The organism is Shewanella gelidimarina, from assembly GCF_023283945.1.
In the GTDB taxonomy this organism is placed as follows: Bacteria; Pseudomonadota; Gammaproteobacteria; order Enterobacterales; family Shewanellaceae; genus Shewanella; species Shewanella gelidimarina.
The window spans coordinates 111003-132010 of record NZ_JAKIKW010000008.1 but is presented as its reverse complement, the minus strand read 5'-3'; the positions used below and the strand labels follow the sequence as shown (position 1 = coordinate 132010).

The 21008-nt window shown below is 41.9% G+C and carries 13 protein-coding genes and 1 pseudogene; 6 read left to right on the top strand and 8 right to left on the bottom strand.

Annotated elements, in window-relative coordinates; all coding sequences use genetic code 11:
* Nucleotides 1–591: 591 nt before the first annotated feature.
* The 6 genes and pseudogenes from hrpA to L2729_RS09245 all read right to left on the bottom strand — a co-directional run bounded on the left by hrpA (nt 592) and on the right by L2729_RS09245 (nt 7385).
* Nucleotides 592–4473, bottom strand: a complete 3882-nt coding sequence (gene hrpA, locus L2729_RS09270; protein WP_248988021.1) for an ATP-dependent RNA helicase HrpA — start codon at nt 4471–4473, stop codon at nt 592–594.
* 86 nt (nt 4474–4559) lie between these two features.
* A complete protein-coding gene (locus tag L2729_RS09265; protein WP_248988020.1) occupies nt 4560–4976 on the bottom strand; it encodes a CBS domain-containing protein in 417 nt (138 codons plus the stop codon).
* Nucleotides 4977–5201: 225 nt separating this feature from the next.
* Entirely contained in the window at nt 5202–6095 is an 894-nt protein-coding gene (locus L2729_RS09260) for a Solitary outer membrane autotransporter beta-barrel domain (RefSeq protein WP_248988019.1), read from the bottom strand.
* A 260-nt stretch (nt 6096–6355) separates the two neighbouring features.
* The gene (locus tag L2729_RS09255) at nt 6356–6655 is read right to left on the bottom strand and encodes a hypothetical protein (protein ID WP_248988018.1); all 300 of its coding nucleotides are present in this window, start codon (nt 6653–6655) and stop codon (nt 6356–6358) included.
* Nucleotides 6656–6765: 110 nt separating this feature from the next.
* A pseudogene (locus tag L2729_RS09250) lies at nt 6766–6924 on the bottom strand (isoaspartyl peptidase/L-asparaginase); the annotation flags it as partial.
* Nucleotides 6925–6938: 14 nt separating this feature from the next.
* Nucleotides 6939–7385, bottom strand: coding sequence for a hypothetical protein (locus L2729_RS09245; RefSeq protein WP_248988017.1), 447 nt, complete (start codon nt 7383–7385; stop codon nt 6939–6941).
* A 176-nt stretch (nt 7386–7561) separates the two neighbouring features.
* On the opposite strand from L2729_RS09245, the gene L2729_RS09240 reads away from it, so the two are divergent.
* Nucleotides 7562–8167 (top strand): hypothetical protein, encoded by a 606-nt coding sequence (locus tag L2729_RS09240; RefSeq protein ID WP_248988016.1) that lies wholly within the window; start codon nt 7562–7564, stop codon nt 8165–8167.
* 58 nt (nt 8168–8225) lie between these two features.
* On the opposite strand, the gene L2729_RS09235 is transcribed toward L2729_RS09240, so the two are convergent.
* The gene (locus L2729_RS09235) at nt 8226–9284 is read right to left on the bottom strand and encodes an isoaspartyl peptidase/L-asparaginase family protein (protein ID WP_248988015.1); all 1059 of its coding nucleotides are present in this window, start codon (nt 9282–9284) and stop codon (nt 8226–8228) included.
* Nucleotides 9285–9423: 139 nt separating this feature from the next.
* Between L2729_RS09235 and L2729_RS09230 the strand changes: the two genes are divergently transcribed.
* Together L2729_RS09230 and L2729_RS09225 are read left to right on the top strand one after the other, a co-directional pair.
* The gene (locus L2729_RS09230; protein ID WP_248988014.1) at nt 9424–11268 is read left to right on the top strand and encodes an autotransporter assembly complex protein TamA; all 1845 of its coding nucleotides are present in this window, start codon (nt 9424–9426) and stop codon (nt 11266–11268) included.
* Nucleotides 11265–15290 (top strand): translocation/assembly module TamB domain-containing protein, encoded by a 4026-nt coding sequence (locus tag L2729_RS09225; protein ID WP_248988013.1) that lies wholly within the window; start codon nt 11265–11267, stop codon nt 15288–15290. The genes L2729_RS09230 and L2729_RS09225 overlap by 4 nt, the downstream gene beginning before the upstream one ends.
* 83 nt (nt 15291–15373) lie before the next feature.
* Here L2729_RS09225 and fadR read toward each other — a convergent pair whose 3' ends face one another.
* Entirely contained in the window at nt 15374–16093 is a 720-nt protein-coding gene (gene fadR, locus L2729_RS09220) for a fatty acid metabolism transcriptional regulator FadR (protein WP_248988012.1), read from the bottom strand.
* A 304-nt stretch (nt 16094–16397) separates the two neighbouring features.
* Between fadR and nhaB the strand changes: the two genes are divergently transcribed.
* From nhaB to L2729_RS09205, 3 genes are all read left to right on the top strand, one after another.
* On the top strand, nt 16398–17984 hold the full coding sequence (nhaB, locus tag L2729_RS09215; protein ID WP_248988011.1) for a sodium/proton antiporter NhaB: 1587 nt from the start codon (nt 16398–16400) through the stop codon (nt 17982–17984).
* A gap of 89 nt (nt 17985–18073) precedes the next feature.
* Complete coding sequence (gene dsbB, locus L2729_RS09210; RefSeq protein ID WP_248988010.1) at nt 18074–18583, top strand: disulfide bond formation protein DsbB; 510 nt, start codon at nt 18074–18076, stop codon at nt 18581–18583.
* 453 nt (nt 18584–19036) lie between these two features.
* Nucleotides 19037–20971 (top strand): PrkA family serine protein kinase, encoded by a 1935-nt coding sequence (locus tag L2729_RS09205; protein ID WP_248988009.1) that lies wholly within the window; start codon nt 19037–19039, stop codon nt 20969–20971.
* Nucleotides 20972–21008 lie beyond the last annotated feature (37 nt).

Here is a 21008-nt window from a genome sequence, read left to right as displayed (position 1 = left end):
AGACTATTAAGAACACTCTAAACAATGGGTTATGGCTGGATAAATATCAATCAGTAAATGCTATTTTTTAAACAAAATATTCACAAAGAGGTACTACATATTTTTTAGTAACCAACATTTCAAATTAAAAATGCATCTCCTATGTCTCTAGTTTGTGAAAACCTATGCTGTACTCTCACCTGCCTATCCAATTTCAGCGCTGTTAATGTCTACTAAATGATGTGATATGCACGGTGTTTATTGAGCACAAAGTATATAACCTCACCGTAAATTAGCAGCATTATTCGATAGTGCTATTGTTAGTCAATACAAAGAACGATAGGAAATGGATCAATTTAAGAGTGAATAATGACAAAAAGAAAGCGGTGCGTGGTAGATACAAAAACGCACGGCATAAACCGTGCGTTTTTATCATTACGCTGATAATGACTATTCGTTTCAATACTATTTAGTCTTTTATGACCAGAATGCGTTACGCGCTTTTCGCTTAGCCAGCTAAGCATCATCGCTCAAGCCTTTTACTAAAAGCATTATTCCTTACGGTAAAGAACCGAACAAAAACTAAGCTCGAAAGATCAACAGCCCCTAAGATTAAACTTGTGAGATTTGGTTCAAAATACGTTTTTCAGATATTGGATATGCAGTGCCCAATGTTTGCGCAAAACAAGACACTCGATACTCTTCTATCATCCAACGAGCTTCTACCAGCACATCGGGAACAGGCACCGACTTAGGCAATTTAACCAGCTGTCCTTTTAGAAGTTCCTGCACTTTATTGATGCTGTGCATATGTAAACGATCTCGGTTCGGGTCAATCGGTAGTTTCTCTAGTCGATTCTCAATGCCTTTCAAATATCGAATGATATCGCTCAGTCGATTCCATCCACACTGCTGAACAAAACCTTTAAAAACTAATTGCTCAAGTTGGCTTTGAATATCACTCATCGCAAATGCCATATCCAAGCTAATTTTGCCTTTTAAGCGTTTCTTAATACGATTATAAATGGTCAATACTTCTTCAACTTTAAGGGCTAACTTTTCGGCCGTTGGATTCAATTCTTGCCTGACTAAATCCCTCGCTTTATCAAATTGGGATTCAGAACGAATGTCGAACCCTTCTTCATCGATAAGCTGTTGTACTGCAGCGGATAAAATATCATCAATAAGGATCTGCACCTGACCAAAGGGATTGAAGTACATCGCCAGTTTTGCTTTATTGGGCAAGGATTTTTGTAAGTGCTTTACCGGTGATGGAATATTGATCAGCAGCAAGCGTTGCAAGCCTATTCGGTGCTGTTTCTCCGCTTCGAATTCATCATCAAATAATTTGATCGAAACGCTGGTTTTATCGTCCACCAACGCAGGAAACGCTTTAACTTCAAAGTTGCCTTTTTTCTGTTCAAACAGTTTAGGCAGATCGCCAAACGTCCAGCTCTCTAGCCCCTTTTGCTCAATCCCCGAGTCAGCGACTTCACGAATAGCTTGAATGACCTGTCCTTGCATACTCGCTTTCAAGGGCTCCAAAATACGCCCCTGGGTTAATAGCTTTCCTTTATCACCTTCAACTTGAAAGTTGACCAATAAATGCTGTGCTAACTGAGTATCATCAAAATCCTCTGGAGAAACCCGCACGCCGCTCATTCTCAGCAACTGCTTACACATGGCATCAATAAGAGGCAATTCAAATGGGGTAATGGCTTGTATGCACGCTTTGGCGTAATCAGGTGCTGGAACAAAGTTTCTACGCAGTGTTTTAGGCAAAGACTTAATCAGCGCAATACATTTCTCTTCGCGAAGACCCGGCACGATCCAATCAAAATCAATGTCATCGACCTGATTAATCAATGCCACAGGAATATGTACAGAGACGCCGTCGTCAGCCGCCGATGGCTCAAAATGGTAACTGACATTAAGGGTTAAATTCCCTTTATACCATTTATCAGGGAAATCCAGCATTGATACGTGATCGCTACTGCGCTGCATTAACGCTTCGCGTTCAAAATCAAGTAGATCAGGATTTTGTTGCTTGGCTTTTTTCCACCACTTTATAAATGTTGGCTCATTATAAATATCAGCCGGAATTTTAGGCTCGTAGAAATGAAATAACGCTTGCTCATCGACTAAAATATCGCGACGACGTGATTTATGTTCAAGCGATTCAATGTCTAGCAATAACTTTTGGTTACTGATAAAAAAGGCTTCGTTGGTTCTTAGCTCGCCTTCAGCAAGTGCTGAACGAATAAAGATATCACGGGCTTCGACCGGCTCAATGGGTCCGTATTGTACTTTACGGCGATTCACAATTTGTAAGCCATAAAGTACTTGGTTTTCTAGTGCAACAACAGAGCCCTGTTTAGATTCAAAGTGGGGCTCGATGTAGCTTTTTTTCACTAAATGTTCCGCAAGTGGTTCTATCCATTCAGGCTGGATCTTAGCGCAGCAACGAGCGAATAAGCGTGAAGTTTCAGTCAGCTCTGCTGCCATCAGCCATTTAGGGCCTTTTTTGGCTAGAGGAGAACCTGGAAACACAAAGAACTTACTGTTTCGAGCACCTAGGTATTCTCTATCTTTATCTTTAAAACCAATGTGGCTTAATAAACCGGTTAACAAAGACTTGTGTAGCAGTTCATAATTGATTTCAGCGCTGGTGTCATTGAGCTTCCACTTAAGCTCGTGGGTCGCTTGCCTTAGCTGTGCATAGAGGTCTTGCCACTCTCGTACACGTAAGTAGGCTAAAAACTCACCCTTACACTGCTTTCTAAATTGGCTACTCGAGAGTTCTCTTTGGCTTTGCTTTAAAAAATCCCATAGGTTTAAAAAAGAGACAAAGTCAGAATCTGGGTCGCTAAAGCGATTGTGAGCTTGATCTGCGGCTTGTTTTTTGTCCATAGGACGTTCGCGCGGATCTTGAATAGATAAAGCCGAGGCAATCACTAGCGACTCATGTAAACAGCCATTTTTCTGTGCTTGGATCACCATGCGCGCAAGACGTGGATCAACCGGAATATGGGCCAGTTGTCTACCCAATGATGTTAGGGTTAACTGACCTTTCTTCAGGCTCACGGCTTGTAATTCTTCGAGCAGCATAAAGCCATCACGAATATAGCGCTCATCAGGTGGCTGAATAAACGGGAAGCCTTCGATATCTCCCAGTCCAATCGCCAACATTTTTAAGATTACTGAGGCCAGATTGGTGCGTAAAATCTCTGGGTCGGTAAACTCGGGGCGAGAGGTAAAGTCTTCCTCGCTATAAAGCCGAATACAGATCCCCGGCGCAACGCGGCCACAACGCCCTTGACGTTGGTTGGCACTTGCCTGGGAAATAGGCTCAATCGGTAATCGCTGCACTTTAGTGCGGTAGCTATAACGACTCATCCGCGCTGTACCGGGATCAATCACATACCGTATACCAGGCACGGTCAGAGAAGTCTCGGCTACGTTAGTCGCCAATACTATGCGTCTGCCAACATGGCTCTTAAATACTTTGGTTTGCTCACCATATGACAGCCTGGCATACAAAGGAAGAATTTCAGTATCGCGGTATTTGCGACGATTAAGCTGCTCTGCAACATCACGAATTTCGCGCTCGCCATTCATAAAAATAAGAATGTCACCAAGACCTTCATTGATCAGCTCATCGGTCGCGGCAAAAATACCTTCCATGAGGTCAAAATCTTCTGCATTGTCTTTAACTAACGAGCAATAGCGCGTTTCAACCGGATACGTTCGACCCGATACCTCTATCACGGGCGCACCATTAAAGTGTTGCGAAAAACGCTCAACGTCAATGGTCGCTGAAGTAATAATCACTTTTAGATCAGGACGTTTCTTTAGCACATTTTTAAGGTAACCCAAAATGAAATCGATATTAAGGCTACGCTCATGCGCTTCATCGATAATAATCGTGTCATATTGGTTAAGTAATTTATCTGACGTGAGTTCAGCCAGTAAAATACCGTCCGTCATTAACTTGATATAGGATTCTGGCTTTATCGCATCGGCGAAGCGGACTTTAAAGCCTACTGCCTCACCTAGCGGTGAGTTCATCTCTTCTGCGATACGGGTGGCAACACTGCGCGCGGCAAGTCGACGTGGCTGCGTATGCCCTATTAAACCACGCGTGCCCAACCCCAGCTCTAAGCAAATTTTTGGCAACTGAGTAGTTTTACCAGAACCGGTTTCACCCGCAATAATGACCACTTGATTACCCGCAATCGCTGTAGCGATTTCATCGCGTTTTTGCGATATTGGTAAATTTTCTGGAAAGGTAATTTGTGGCCGATTAGCAAGACGAAGCTCTACTTTTTTACGAGAGGCTAACGCGAGTTGCTCAAGAGAATCTAACGTTGCACTCTTCTTTTCAGAATCAGGCTCTTTACGAAGCCTAAACAAGCGACGCCTAATTTGGGCGGCGTCGGCTTCATAACAGTTTTTTAAAAATGCGTTAGATAGGTGATGCTGTTGCGAACTCAAGTGCAAATTCCATAGCCAAAATCAAAGAGGTTGATCCTAACAAGGAACGCACTTCAGTGGTATAGCTGACATAAAAATACTTTCTGCTAAGCCGGAGTTAAATAACATTGCTGCATATAGGTATTTATCGCCGCTAAAACATTGGTGCGATTAATGGTGCCAATCACTTTTCCATTATCAACCACGGGGTAAACCTTGGGTTTTGGACCTAACATTTGTTCTGCTAAGGCTAATACGCTGCTATTAGGCTCTACTGATAACACCTCAGTCCGCATGCAATCCTTAACGATGGCCGTTAAATCACAATGGTAACTACTTTTAAGCATTACTGATAAGCAGTCTTGCTGAGATAAAAAACCTACCAGTTTGCCGTCAGCATCAACAACCGGCGCACCTAACTTTTTGTTCGCTAGTAATTTTTCTACCGCTGTTGCTATCGACATCGATGGTGTCAGCATTACCGGTTGGCGATCCATATGTTCTTTTACATTGATTGAATTCATTGCATTCCCCTATTCATTTGTTTCTATTTTAGTTTAGCTAATATTTAGCAATTAGGGAGTGGATTAAACCGATAGCGGTAACCGTAAAAGCCGATATCGTTAAATTTGCCGCTTTGCATTAGAACACTAGTAATCAAAGAGAGGATTGTTCACAATTGAATAGTGGCTGAGTCACTTATAGCCGTTTGACTTGCAAAAATGGCCACTGCAGTTATATCGGTTCGACTAAATATCTTCGTTAAATAACAATAATATACTGCCGCCACTTAATACACTGCCGATGTTAACCGTAACGCCTAAACCAACATTATCAATCCATGATAACAACCAAGGTGTGTCAATCACCCACCCAGCGCCAACTTTATAAAAATGATCAGTGCCTAAAGGTTGAACGGCATCACCCGATAGATCTATACGCTGGAACATGAGTCGCAATTCATTATCGTTATCAGCCAATAGGGGGAGATCATAATGAAACATAAATGTATTGCTAAAGCGGCCCACTTTTGAAAACACCTCTTGCGGTGCGGTATCGGTTAATACGGTGCGGCCAATCGCGAAGCGATAACGACTGATAAATTGCCATCGATGACCAAAAAAAAGGTTGTCATAACGAAACTCAATTGAAGGGTCAATCACCAAGGCGCCATAAGAGGTATTCAATAAGCCATTATCAAATAGAGATTCGAGCTCCTTTAATTCGCTTCGGTACTGGAATTGATTTTCATACCAAATGGCTTGTGCTCCGATCCCGATTTGGGTTTTCCAATGATCAGTTAACGCGTATTGCCAACGCTGTTCAGCTTGAAACAGATAACTTTTCTCCGACAGCTCATCGATGTCAATCAATGGCTGAGAAAAATCTACCGTCTGATTTGAACCAATATAGGATAACTTGAAGTAAGTCGATGTGTGCCAATGAGGGAAAGCTTGTGTCCAATCACCGTTCCACGGCAAAGAATATGTTTTAAGCTCACGCCGCCGCTGAAGGGAACTTTGTGAACCCGTGTCTAAACCACCAACATCAACGACCGAACTCGGATCAAAATTAACCACACCTAACGTGATCAAGCTAGCATCTGTTAACACTATCGAGGTGGCTATGTTTTCTCGAGCCACTCAACTGACCATATCATCTAAAGAGTCTATCGATGGCTTGGCGCTGTAAGCGCAAGCGCTATAAAGTATAGCCAGACAGAAAACGGCATTTAATAAGCGCATATTAGGACGATGACAGTATTAATATTGGAATGGTAAAGGGAGTATAGCAGTGTTAAATATCGGCTTTATACCATCCTGCATGACTCATAGCATCCCTATCTTTATTTACCCATGGGGGTGCCAAGCAACTTACCAATTACAGAAGTTTATCAGTATTGTTATTGCTTTATATTCTGATACTTTGCTAGCGCATCATTACGTACTAGCCCTCTTCTCACATTCTTACACAATTTGGCAAAACGACTAATATCTCCCAATTGTGGAATGTCACCGTTAGCCATAGCACTTTCCCAGTAGCACAGTTCACTATCAACCAACTCCAGTAGTTTTTTAGGACAACCAATACAACTGCCATCAGGGCCACAAACAAACGTTGCAGGATCTTTTAAGGGTAACTCAAGTTTGACTTGCTCGATAATGTTCTGCATTGCAGTAATACGATCGGGTTTGGGCGACATAGAACACATCGAATTTAGCAGTAATAATTATTTATTAGTATATAGCAATATACGTAGATCAATATGTGTACTAAAGCCCACTAATTTGCTTTAGTACACATTAGGAGCCACTACAGATCAGACCAAATCATCACTTGAGCGGGGTCGCCACCTTTGCGGGTAGCGCGGTACATTCCTTCAGTATTAAACGGCGTTGCAATATTGCCGCGATGATCAATCGCGATGACACCACCGCTGTCAGCAGCGGTAATGAGACGTTGATTCATTAATCCTAAGTGGAATATTAGCGCTCTAATAAACGAATTACTGTTTCACCAAGCAATTGATGTAAAACTGCTTCTGCTCCGTCAATCTTCACTCCGACCATTTCAAACAATTTTTCCATTCCCTGCTTACTCATTTCATTGGGAGCTTCACTCGCAGCGTTTGCTATTAACATTTGCAAAATATATCGAAATTGCTTGTCATCGAGTGCTTTCGCCCAAGAGGTTCGTAATGATTTATGACTAGATAGATCTAGATGAGACAAAAAAATAGGAAATATCTTTCCCCTTAGGGCTTCTCCCAATTCAGTGTAATAGCCTTGAACTGTAGAACGACGAATATCAGCTGCTGCTGCAACATTCCCATAAGTCACATGATGCCAACCTTCCTCTAAGAAAATATTGAGGATGATTTCATCAAGTTTTCGTTTCATTTCAGCTTTTGCTTCTTTTGATATTTTAGCCATTAGCATCGAATAATCAGTGTACGTAAAGAAGAGAATACCACCGAAAAATAAATATCACCACTTGTTCTAAAGCGACTAACTTAAGCTCAATGAGATGTTTATTATTGTTTAATGTTTCTAACACAGCCACAATGCGTACACCGTATCTATACGTGTTCGTGGAAAATTTAAGATTTATGAAAAATATTATTACTACTTCAATAATTGCATTATTAATGACTGGTTGTGCAAGTGTATCTAACAAGAAAATAGCAGAATACGGCTATAACATACCCAAGGAAATTCTCAAGGAGCATTCAGGTTCGATAATAGTTGATGATCTTGAGAAGAGATTTTATTACTCAGATACTGAATATTGGGACTTCCTTTTGGGCACCGCTTATAAAAGAATAACTTTCACTTACCATCCTGACTCTGTAAGTAATGTCAAAAAAATTAGAGCTGAATTTCGATCTATGACCAAAGAATGGGCACATTCTAAGTGGATCAGTGTATACGTCAACGGTGAGAAAATAATAAACCAAGCGAGTAATAACAGAAGAACTTCAACAAGTATCGTTAATGGAGGTTCTGCTGGCAATACTGTTTACACTCATGAACATTATACAGTTCCCATCTCTATTGAATTAGCAAAGAAAATAGCCCACGCGGACTCAGACTCAGTAACCATCCGCTTTGGTGGAGGAAATGCGGGGTATGTGGATGATAAGCCACACCCACTTGCAACAATGAACGGTCTAAAGTCAGTTATAGCACTCACCGAAACCACAACAAAAATTTGACCTTTTCTGCAATATTCTTAGGTGGGGTTAAACAAAGCCCCACCTAAGAATATCAGTGCTACTTATCTCGCCAAATCATCACTTGCGCTTCTTCACCACTTTTGCGCGTCGCGCGATACATGCCTTCGGTATTAAACGGGGTCGCAATATTGCCGCGATGATCAATTGCGATGACACCACCGCTGCCACCAGCGGTAATGAGACGTTGATTAATCACCTCGTCTGCCGCTTGTATTATGGATTTCTTTTGATATTTCACTTTTGCGCATATATCGCCTGCTACGTGGTAACGAATAAAGAACTCACCATGGCCAGTTGCTGACACTGCACACACGCCATTTTCGGCGTAAGTGCCGGCACCAATCACTGGAGAGTCACCAATACGGCCAAAACGTTTAGCTGTCATCCCACCAGTAGAGGTTCCCGCGGCAAGATTGCCCTGTTGATCTAAAGCGACTGCACCAACGGTACCGAACTTATAATCGAGTTCCATATAATCGAGTGCACTTTGTTTATAATTGTGACCCGTGCTCGCTTGATACTCTGGATTGGATTCAGCTTTGTTGATTTTCTCTTTAGCATTTTGCAATTGTTGATAGCGGCTTTCAGTATCAAAGTGATTTGCAGGCACCAATTGGTAACCTTGCGTAAGTGCAAACTCTTCAGCACCTTGACCCGAGAGCATCACGTGGGGTGATTTTTCCATAACTGCTTTTGCCAAGTCAATCGGATTCTTAATATGCCTAACCCCCGCAACGGCGCCTGCGTTCATGGTCTTACCGTCCATAATCGACGAGTCCATTTCATGGGCACCATCATAAGTATAAACCGCTCCTAAACCGGCATTGAATAGAGGGCTGTTTTCGAGTACGTTAATTGATACTTGCACCGCATCAAGACTATCGCCGCCGTTTGCCAATACTTTATACCCAGCATCGATGGCTTCTTGTAACTTAGCGCGATAAGCCTTTTGTTGTGATTCTGTCAAACTGGCTTTAGAAATTGTGCCGGCGCCGCCATGTATTGCAATAGAAAATGGCTTCTCAGCCGCAAATGAAGTTGAGCTAACAGCGACGAATACCAGTAAACCGGCGGCTAAGATTGGGGAATAATTCATAAACGCTATCCAATTATATTTATTTGCTCTCTTTGTAACCATTTTCGACCATAATTACAATCAGCAACTTGCTTGAGTTCACTATTCTAGTGACAATAGGGACATAAAACTAAAGCTAATAATAAGAGCCTGATATCTTTTGATAAGTTTGATTCGAGCAACGACCAAATCGTTATTTTTGATCAGTGTATTACTGACATCTTTTGCCGCTCTCGCAAATGACTGGTTAACGCTCAATATCAAGGGCGTAAAAGGCAGTTTGGAGCGGAACGTAAAAGCTCACCTTGGCGCCTTGCCAGATTCGAATGTGAAAAGACGCGCTTTTATTTTTAACGCAGAAGACAATATCAATGCTGCTATGCATTCGATGGGTTATTACAACAGTAGCGTCAAACAAGAGTTTATAACCCACGAAAAGGGCCCTTGGGTACTCAACTATGTCATCACGCCAGGCGCGCCAACAACGGTGCGTTGGGTTGATATACAAGTTGACGGAGAATTGCGCGACGACATTCTATTTGAACAATGGCTAGCGCAACTATCAATTCGTCCCGGAGATAGGCTTAATCATGGCGTATATGAAGAGTTAAAAGGTCAATTACTGACTTTGTCTTTAGCACGGGGTTATTTTGATGGTAAATTCGTAAAAGCAGAAATTGAAGTTGATCGGGATTATAACAGTGCCAAAATCGCGCTGCATTACGACTCCGGTAAACGATATCATATAGGCCAGGTAACCTTTACTGGGCACACACTGCAACCAGAAATACTGCAAGAGCTTATCCCCTTTGACGTTGATGCTCCCTACAGTACTGGTAACCTCGGACAACTTAATCGGCAACTACTCGATACTGGCTACTTTTCAAACATTAAGGTATTACCGTTAGTTGAACAGGTAGAGGGATTACTGGTGCCTATTAGAGTCGACTTGAGTCCAAAACCAGATCACTCTATTGAGCTGGGTTTGGGTGTTGATATTGGTAATACGATTGATAACACTATCGAGCCAAGAGTCCGAGTCACTTGGCGTACACCGCAGATAAACAGTTATGGTCACTCCCAAGAAACAACCGCCGAATGGGCCCCCGACAGACCCAAATTTTTAACCACCTACACGATTCCGCTGACTCACCCACTCGATGACCAACTTAAATTACGTGTTGGTATGCTGCGCGATAAATATGGTGTGACTCAAGTTTATAACACTGATGACCGCAAATTTGAGAATACTGGACAGCTCGAGTCATCTAAAATGACTTTTGCAGTGATCCGTCAACAACGTTTGGGATATCAGTGGATTGTAAACTATTCTGCTGAAGTGATGAAAGAGAGTTATACCCAGTCTGGCGTTGATTATGACCCCCGCTTTGTCCTTTTGGGCGCTAACGTGTCTAAAACTTCTCGTGGAGACAATTCACTCGACCCAAAATCTGGATTTTTGCAATATTACAGCGTTGAGTATGCAGATCCCAATATAGGCTCCGAAGTACGCTTGGCGCGTCTACAGGCAAAGTTTAAATGGATCCAAACATTCTTTGATAAACATCGTATCGTCTCTCGTTTAGATCTTGCAGCGAACCTCACAAATGAAGCTAACCTAGCCGAAATCCCTCCCTCTTTACGCTATTTTGCAGGTGGTGACCAAAGTATTCGAGGTTACAGCTATAACGAATTGGGCCCGTCTATCGACTCCGTTAATGATGATGGGGAAGTGATAAGAGAAGTCGTTGGTGGGCGCTATTTAATGGTTGGCAGCATTGAGTATCAATATTACGTTACGCCAAGTTGGCGAGTAGCCACTTTTGTCGATGCGGGTAATGCCTTTGACGTCAATCAAATAGAGGCTATAACGTCTGTTGGTGCTGGCGTACATTGGATATCACCTATTGGTCCCGTTAAATTTGACGTGGGTGTTGGCTTAAAAGAAACCGATACGATTAGCAGGCCTTGGCGGATCCATATCACCATGGGAGCAGAGCTATGAGTGAACTCAATAGCAGTATCTCTGGCTCGCGTGAGCCCAAAAAAGCCAACTCACCGACACAACCAACTCAAACGGTATCAACACTGGTATGGCGTTGGTTTAAACGCGTTAGCCGGGTAATTGTTTACCTTCCATTAGCCCTGCTTATCTTGTTCGCCATCATTATAGGCACCAATTTTGGGACTCATATTGCTGTAAAAATAGCTAATATGCTGGTGCCCGATCTTAATGTTACTTATCAATCAGGAAAGATAAACCGCCGCTTAATACTGGACGTCGGCAATTGGAAAATGCCCGGCGTAAAAGTTGAAACAACCGATCTGCTATTAGATTGGAACCCAATGTGTTTAGTCCAAAAGCAGCTCTGCGTTAATGAACTCAGCGCAAGCAAAGTCAATGTTGAGATTGATACAGCTCTTATTGGCGCACCCGCTTCCAGTAATATGACCAACATAGATACTGCCAATACTGATATCGCAACGGTTGATTTAGCCACTCGCGATACATCCGTTACTGAGGATGCTAGTCAATCTGTCGAAAAGATACTCAATGAGATTGCAAAAAACCAAGAGATAATTCTGCCTTTCGGCATCAAATTGGATGTAGGCTCACTGAGCCAGGTGACCGTTCGTGTCAACGATATGGACTTTAATGCCGCCCAACTTAATCTCAGTGCTGAATGGCAAAGTACCGGAATTAGAGCAAGGACTATTTACGCTGAGGGGTTACTGGTATCGATCCCATTTAATAACACAATAAAAGACCATCAAACAGTCACCACCAATATTGCGCAGCTGTCTGCCACTGAGACCGCTGCAGCGACTGAAAAAAAGAGCATTGATACAAAGGATGACATCGACTGGGCAATGGCGAATCTGCCCGAAGTTTTTATGCCCATACCCGTTTATGTTGAATCGCTAGAGATCAATAATGGCGACTTAATCCTAGGCCCAAGAAAAGATCACTTCAAACGTGTTTACCTCAGTGGCAGCTATCAAACATTCCTGATTAATATAGCAGCATTTTCGGCAAATCATTCTTATGGCACGGTCGATTTAGAGGGAGAAATGTCCCTTTCTAAAGATTATCCAATGGATTTCGAGTTAGATCTCACACTTGATCATGTCACTGAAATACCCGGATTACATAACCAGCAACTGCATGCCATCGTAAGCCAGGGGTTTAACCAACTTAAAAGCGAAATCCAGGGCCAAGGACAGTTTGAATTTGAACTATCGTCAAGCATTTCTCTCGCTAAACCTACGATACCTTACTCAATATCATTAACATCGAACAAGCTACAATGGCCATTAGCTGAACCTGAGTTTATAGCCACTGATATTGACTTAAACACCAAGGGGGACCTCAAGGTGCAGCAGATTGATCTCAAAACCCACTTTAACTCTCATTACCATCCATTGTTAAAGGTTGTTAGTCAGTTTGAGCACAAAGAACAAACATTGGATTTTAGCCAGCTTGAAATAGAAAGCTCAATGGGAAATGTGGCGTTAAATGGCACCTTAAATTATGGTAAAACACTCTCATGGAACTCCCATTTCATGAGCGAAAAATTAGATTTAAGTCAACTCAGCTTTGGCTTAAAGCAATCCTTGCCTAAGAGTGATATCAATGGTGCCATGACAACAACGGGGCAATTAGCGCTAAAAGATGCTCAATGGTCTTTAGGAATAACCGACGCTAACCTCAACGGCGATGTCGCGGGTTATCCTCTTACGTTAGATGGCGATCTAACCCTAAATAACCATTGGTATTTAAGCTCGCCTGGACTTAACATTCACGCACTGCAAAGCTCACTCTATATTAAAGGCGAAGTGGATAGACGTTGGGCACTGACTGGCGAGTTAAAAGTGCCAGATTTGAGTTTATGGCTTCAAGATGCTAACGGAAAAGTTAATAGTCATATTGATGTGTCGGGCGAATCTGAACATCCAAATATTAATGTCTCCCTTCTCGCTAACAATCTAAAACTGAAGCAACTGGCACTGGACACTCTCACGTTAAATGGCCAATACCAACCGGCGGATAATCAAGCATTTTCAGCTAAACTGACCTCTGAAAAATTTAGCTATAATGATATTAATCTAGAGAGTATTAATATTAATACTCGTGGCGATCTCAATCAGCAGTCATTGCAGTTAGAAACCCAAGGGGACATAGCCCTAAAAACTGACCTTAATAGCCAATACGATGACGAAAAAAATGCCATTACAACGCGTATTAACCAATTATCACTATCATCAATCCTTGGTGTCATTAACCTCGATAAACCGCTTAATGCCCTTTATGATTTAACCCTCGCAAAGGGTGAGATCAGCTCGTTTTGTCTATCGCATATCAGTGGACAATTATGTTCACAAGCCCCCATTAAACTTGGGCTAAGCGGTGAAGCCAAAATTGAATATATCGGAGACGTTGGGGTGTTAGTTGAACCTTGGTTACCTAACAGCGTCAACTGGCATGGTCCTGCCTCATTAGCAACGGAGTTTAAATGGTTTGACCAAGGTAAACCTACAGGTTTATTGCAGCTTGAGCTTACCCCAGGAACCCTCGACTTCAATGCAAAAGCCACCAACAAAAACGAAGTCACTATCAACTATAAGTCTCTTCTTGTTAATAGCCTCTTGAACGAGCAACACCTTAAAACCTCTGTTTCATTTGAATCGGATGAGATAGCGAGCCTAAATGCTGATTTATCGATAAACGTAACCCCAGATAGAGCCATCGACGGTGCCCTATCGCTACAACAGATAAACTTGCAAGCATTAGCACAGCTACTACCTCAATTGGAAGTATTAGAAGGGATCATTTCGAGTAACTTAAGCATCGGGGGCACACTTTACGACCCACAGGCATCAGGTGATATCTCCCTGACAAAAGGTTCCATATTGGCCACGGCAAACCCAACCCTTGTTGAAGATGTTGATTTGAATCTGACTTTTGCGGGTAAAAAAGCACAAATAGACGGAAAGCTAAAAATGGGTGATGGGCTTGCTTATATTGATGGCCAACTTAATTGGCTAGATAAGAAAATAAAAGGCAGTTTCAACATCAAAGGTAATGACCTCGCGGTCATTCAACCTCCCCTCGCGATTTTGAGTGTTGGCACTGATCTTAATATCAGCTTCACTGATCACTCAGTAGATGTAAAAGGTGACATTAATGTGCCATCTGGACACATCACTATTGTCCAATTACCCGAAGGTGCCGTGGCCGTTTCAAAAGATGTGGTATTTAAAGACAGCCTCACCACTGAAATGAAAAAAGCCACACCGTTAGCGGTCTCGGCAGAGGTCAATTTAAACATCGGCGATAATCTTAAAGTTGATGGTATGGGACTCGATGGCAAGCTGTTAGGCAAATTAGAGTTAAAGCAGAGTCCTTTTAGACCCCCTCTGCTGTTCGGTGAAATTAAAGTCATCGATGGTACTTATAAATTCATGGGACAAACATTACAAATTAGGGCTGGCGAAATGCAGTTCATAGGTCCTATGGATCTGCCAAATTTAAATATTGAAGCTGCTCGCGAGATAAAAGAGGAAGATGTAGTGGCAGGGGTTCGCATCACAGGCACACCAATGAAACCCATTGTTAACCTTTTTTCAAATCCAGCCAAAGAGCAGGCAGAAATTTTAAATTACATTATCAGAGGCACAGGCCTTAACAGTAGCGACGGAGATCAAAATAGTGGCCTGATGATGGGTGCAGCGCTCAGCCTCAGTAATCAAATTGGCGGGGGTGCTATCGGCAATATTGGTAATACCGCCACCGGGATCATCGAGAAAATTGGCTTTTCAAATGTTCAGCTTGACGCTAATGATGACGGCCGATTTGCGATTAGTGGCTTTATTGGTGAGAACCTAATGGTTAAATATGGGATTGGTGTATTCAATCCGGGTTATGAAATGACAGTGCGGTATTACTTATTGTCACAACTCTATCTTGAAACCGTATCCGGTACGATTGAGCAATCTTTAGATATCTACTACAGCTTTGACTTGTAAGTTATCTCGCCCACAAAAAAGCCATCATATTTGATGGCTTTTTTTGATTTCAATAATCACCTTACATAAAAAAGGTATGTTGATTATGTATTAGAGTGACCAAGTTCTACCGGCATATTGTCGCGTAAACTCTGCCACATAATGCCACTATTAATACCGTAGGTTCGCATTAATAGCGCTACATCAGCATGATTTTTATCGATTGCTAACTGTTGCAACTGCTTATAAAAGTCCATTGCTAATGTGCGGGCTTCTGCACTAGAAAAGTAATAGCGACCGACTCTGCTATATAGACCTTTAAATCCATTAAGGATTAATACATACAGCGGATTACCCGATGAAAAAGCCAGTGTATGCTGTAATTCATAATCGAAATCGGCATAAGCCTGTGCAGTATCTTCAAGCTCGCCTAGCTTTGATAATGCTTCAGCCGCTTGTTCGGGGTTGTTGCGAATGGCTCCGCGGAAGTAAATTCCACTAACACTGCTACGTGCAGACAACAGTTGATCGACTAATTCAGGAAATCCATCGGGATCAAGTTCGGCAATAGTCTCAAGAATATTGAGTCCAGACGTTTCCCAGTAATTATTCACTCGGGTAGGTTTTCCGTGTTGAATGGTTAACCACCCATCACGTGCTAAACGTTGCAGTACTTCTCTTAATGTTGTGCGGGTTACACCGATTAACTCTGACAACTCACGTTCAGCTGGCAAGATAGAGCCGGGGGGAAATTTATTGTCCCAAATGGATCGCACAATATATTTCTCTGCAAAACTTGCAGGGCCTTTGGCATTGATTATCATCAGCCTACTTTATCCAATTGTAAGTATTGTTCTATTACTCATCATACCAGAGCTATCTAAAATGGGAACCCAAATAGGAGTATTAGCCAAACGCTGAAACGACAACTCAAAAAAGTGTTCAAAAAACACGCGAACAGCTAATTTAAAATGATTTTTTTTGATTTAGGTAGCCGTTTGAGTAATCAATGCTTTTTAAGTTAGCCAAAAGGTTTTACCTTTAGCATTGGCTGATTTATTAGTAACAACAAATCTTAGTTATTTTGTTGTTACTATCAAACTATAAAAATACAAGAGTGAGGATTCCATGCCTGTGACAATGAGTCACGCGTTTCTTGATAACTTCCTAGGCAATTCGCCGAAGTGGTTCAAATTCGCTATATTATCGTTTCTAGTGATCAACCCAGTTGTGTTTTATATTAACCCGTTTGTTGCGGGTTGGCTGCTGGTCTTAGAATTTATCTTTACCCTTGCTATGGCACTTAAATGCTACCCTTTGCAACCCGGTGGGTTGCTTGCTATCGAAGCCGTGATTATCGGCATGACATCCCCGAGTCAAGTACTGCATGAAATAGAAGCAAATCTAGAAGTATTGCTACTGTTAATATTTATGGTTGCTGGCATTTACTTCATGAAGCAGCTACTGCTGTTTGCCTTTACCAAAATGATTACTAAGGTGCGATCTAAAGTCGCCGTGTCTATCATGTTTTGTGTCGCATCTGCTTTTTTATCAGCATTTCTAGACGCATTAACGGTGATCGCAGTCATTATTGCTGTCGCGGTAGGTTTCTATTCGATTTACCACAAAGTGGCATCGGGCAAAAACTTTAATGATAACCATGACCATACTAACGATGGCAAAAACCAGTTATGTGAAGAGGAGCTAGAAGCATTTAGAGGCTTTCTACGTAACTTACTTATGCACGCGGGAATTGGTACTGCATTAGGCGGCGTTTGTACGATGGTGGGCGAACCACAGAACCTCATTATCGCTGCTCAAGCAAATTGGCAGTTCGCTGAATTCGCATTACGTATGTCCCCTGTGACAGTGCCTGTTTTCTTTGCGGGTATTCTGACTTGTTACCTTGTCGAAAAATTTAAAGTTTTTGATTATGGTAAGCAGTTACCCGATGCCGTGCATAAGATTTTATCTGACTATGCGGCTCACGAAGACACTCATCGTACTAATCACGATAAGATGAAATTGGTCGTTCAAGCGCTTGTCGGTATTTGGCTAATTTTGGGACTAGCGCTGCACTTGGCATCGGTTGGTTTAATTGGTCTATCGGTTATCATTTTGACCACCGCCTTTAATGGTGTGACAAATGAGCACGCTCTCGGAAAAGCATTTGAAGAAGCCTTGCCGTTTACCGCGTTATTAGCCGTTTTCTTTGCTATTGTCGGTGTAATTATCGATCAACATCTTTTCGCCCCAGTAATTCAATGGGCGCTAAGTTACGAAGGCAACACCCAGTTAGTTATTTTCTATATAGCCAACGGTCTGCTTTCAATGGTGAGCGATAACGTGTTTGTCGGCACTGTATATATCAATGAAGTGAAAGCAGCATTGCTTGATGGTCAAATCACAAGAGATCAGTTTGATCTTTTGGCGGTTGCGATTAACACCGGAACTAACCTTCCGTCAGTAGCAACGCCCAATGGTCAGGCAGCATTCCTGTTCCTCCTCACTTCAGCTATCGCTCCTCTCATTCGTCTGTCATACGGACGTATGGTGTGGATGGCACTACCTTATACGATTGTGTTATCTATCGTTGGTATACTTGCGATACAGTTTGGTGGATTAGAACAGATGACCCAATATTTTTACGATACTGGAATACTGATCCATCACACAGTTCAAGAAGTAGGCAATAGTGCTGTATCAGCACATTGATAATGCAGTAACTGAACTATTTTAATAATAGTTAGTCATATAAAACGCCCTAATCAGGGCGTTTTTTATTTGTAATGGAGACCTTATCGTTGAATGTATTAATCCGTTTTGCCCAATCAAGAGCCGCTTGGCTTACGCTTGCAGCGACTGCTCTTTCATTAGAGTTAACAGCACTATTTTTTCAACATGTCATGAAGCTCGATCCCTGTGTGATGTGCGTCTATCAAAGATTAGCGATATTCGGCATTTTGTTTGCTGCGGTTTTAGGTTTAACAGGTTATCAATCTCGCATCACCAGATTAGCTGCAATGGGTATTTGGGGCGTAAGTGCTGCTTGGGGGCTGAAACTGGCACTCGAATTAGTGGATATGCAAACTAACCCTTCGCCATTTGCAACCTGTTCATTTCTACCTGAGTTTCCAACCTGGATGCCACTGCATGAATGGCTGCCATCCGTGTTTATGCCAACGGGAATGTGTTCAGATATTCCCTGGGAGATGATGGGTGTGACAATGGGACAATGGATGATTGTTGCATTTTCAATATACCTCGTTGCCTGGTTAATCTTTTTTGTACCTGCTTTACGGTCAAAGAAGTAGTTATTCCTCGGTTACAAATATGTGGCATTAACAACTAGCCAACCAACATATTGCCCTTGATATACAGCGACTAACTCATCCGAGCTTTCTATGAGCTCGGATTTTATCTATTCTGACTTCATTTTCGATGACGTAAAAATCAATGCACTTTAGTTAAGCCCCCTCAGCACTCTAGACACACAATGATAAAGCATCGCGTTAACGGTTCGATCTATTCCTCTCGCATTGTTAGGATCTAAAAGTGTAAAACAATGATTGATTAAGGGTCATTATTTTAAATAAAAACACGTTATTACACTATTATTCTCATCTGCAACTATTGCAATTGCAACTATTTCTTATTGTTTTTATTTACTTTTTTATCTCAGCCCTACCAAATTAGGTCTAACCTTAATAGTAGGAGGCCACTGTTATCAGCCTCTCATTCTATTTAGATTGTTTAGGGGGTGGGTTATGGGTATTTTCGAGCATTACCAACAACGTTATGAAAAAAAACTTGATGAAGAGTATTCATTAGAAGATTTTTTAAGCATATGTAAAGAGGACCATAGCGCATTTGCATCAGCAGCTGAACGACTAATAATTGCCATTGGTAAGCCAGAGTTAATTGATACGTCAAAAGAGCCTATTCTAAGTCGGCTATTTTCCAACCGTCTGGTTTCCAGATATCCTGCTTTTAAAGACTTTTATGGTATGGAAGAGGCCATTGAACAGATTGTGGCCTATTTGAAACATTCGGCCCAAGGGCTGGAAGAATCGAAACAGATCCTCTATCTCTTAGGGCCTGTGGGAGGGGGGAAATCCTCATTGGCAGAAAAGCTTAAAGCATTAATGCAAAATGTACCTATTTACGTACTGACCGCAGACGGTGTTCGCAGCCCTGTGAATGACCACCCATTTTGTCTATTTAATCTTGAAGAAGACGGCCAAATTCTTAAGCAAGAGTACAACATACCAAAACGTTACTTAAAAAGTATCATGTCGCCTTGGGCAGTTAAACGTCTGCACGAGTTTGGTGGTGATATTTCAAAATTCAAAGTAGTCAAAGTCTACCCTTCAATTTTAGATCAGCTAGCTATCGCAAAAACTGAGCCTGGTGATGAAAACAATCAAGACATTTCATCTTTGGTCGGTAAAGTCGATATTCGACAGTTGGAACATTTTGCACAAAATGATGCAGACGCCTATTCCTATTCAGGCGCATTATGCCGTGCAAACCAGGGTCTAATGGAATTTGTAGAGATGTTTAAAGCACCGATTAAAGTGCTTCACCCTCTACTTACTGCAACTCAAGAAGGTAATTATAACGGTACAGAGGGGCTTTCCGCCCTGCCCTTTGGTGGCATCATTCTGGCTCACTCTAATGAATCAGAGTGGACAACCTTTAGGAATAATAAAACCAATGAAGCATTCTTAGACCGAGTCTATATCGTTAAAGTGCCTTATTGCTTGCGCTTATCAGAAGAGGTACGCATTTACGAAAAGCTACTGACAAACTCAGAGTTAGCAAATACGCCTTGTGCCCCAGGTACTCTGGAAACCTTGGCTCAATTCAGTGTACTTTCACGTGTGGTTGCGCCAGAAAACTCCTCTATTTACTCCAAAATGCGGGTGTATAACGGCGAAAGCCTCAAAGATACCGACCCTAAAGCGAAATCATATCAAGAGTATCGTGATTATGCTGGTGTGGATGAAGGCATGTTAGGACTATCAACGCGTTTCTCATTTAAAATTCTGTCCAAGGTATTCAATTTTGACAATACAGAAATTGCCGCAAATCCTGTGCATCTCTTTTATGTACTGGAGCGTCAAATCGAGCAAGAGCAATTCCCATCAGAAACTGCTGAACGGTATTTAGAATTTCTAAAGGGCTACCTTATTCCTAAGTACGTTGAATTTATTGGAAAAGAAATCCAAACAGCTTATCTTGAATCCTATTCTGAATACGGACAAAACATTTTTGACCGTTATGTTATCTATGCTGATTTTTGGATTCAAGATCAGGAATACAGAGATCCAGAAACCGGTCAATTATTCGATAGAGCAGCGTTAAATGCTGAACTTGAAAAAATTGAAAAGCCTGCGGGGATCAGCAATCCAAAAGACTTCAGGAACGAAATTGTTAACTTTGTACTTCGAGCTAGAGCCAATAACGAAGGCACTAACCCATTGTGGACTAGCTATGAAAAACTCAGAACGGTGATTGAGAAAAAGATGTTTTCTAACACTGAAGATCTGCTTCCGGTAATCTCATTTAATGGCAAGACATCGACTGATGATCAACGTAAGCATGATGATTTTGTTAACCGTATGATGGAAAAAGGCTATACACAAAAGCAAGTTAGATTGCTGTCAGAATGGTATCTGAGAGTCAGAAAGTCTTCTTAAGAAAGCCAAATGGGGGAGATGACTCCCCTACTATTTA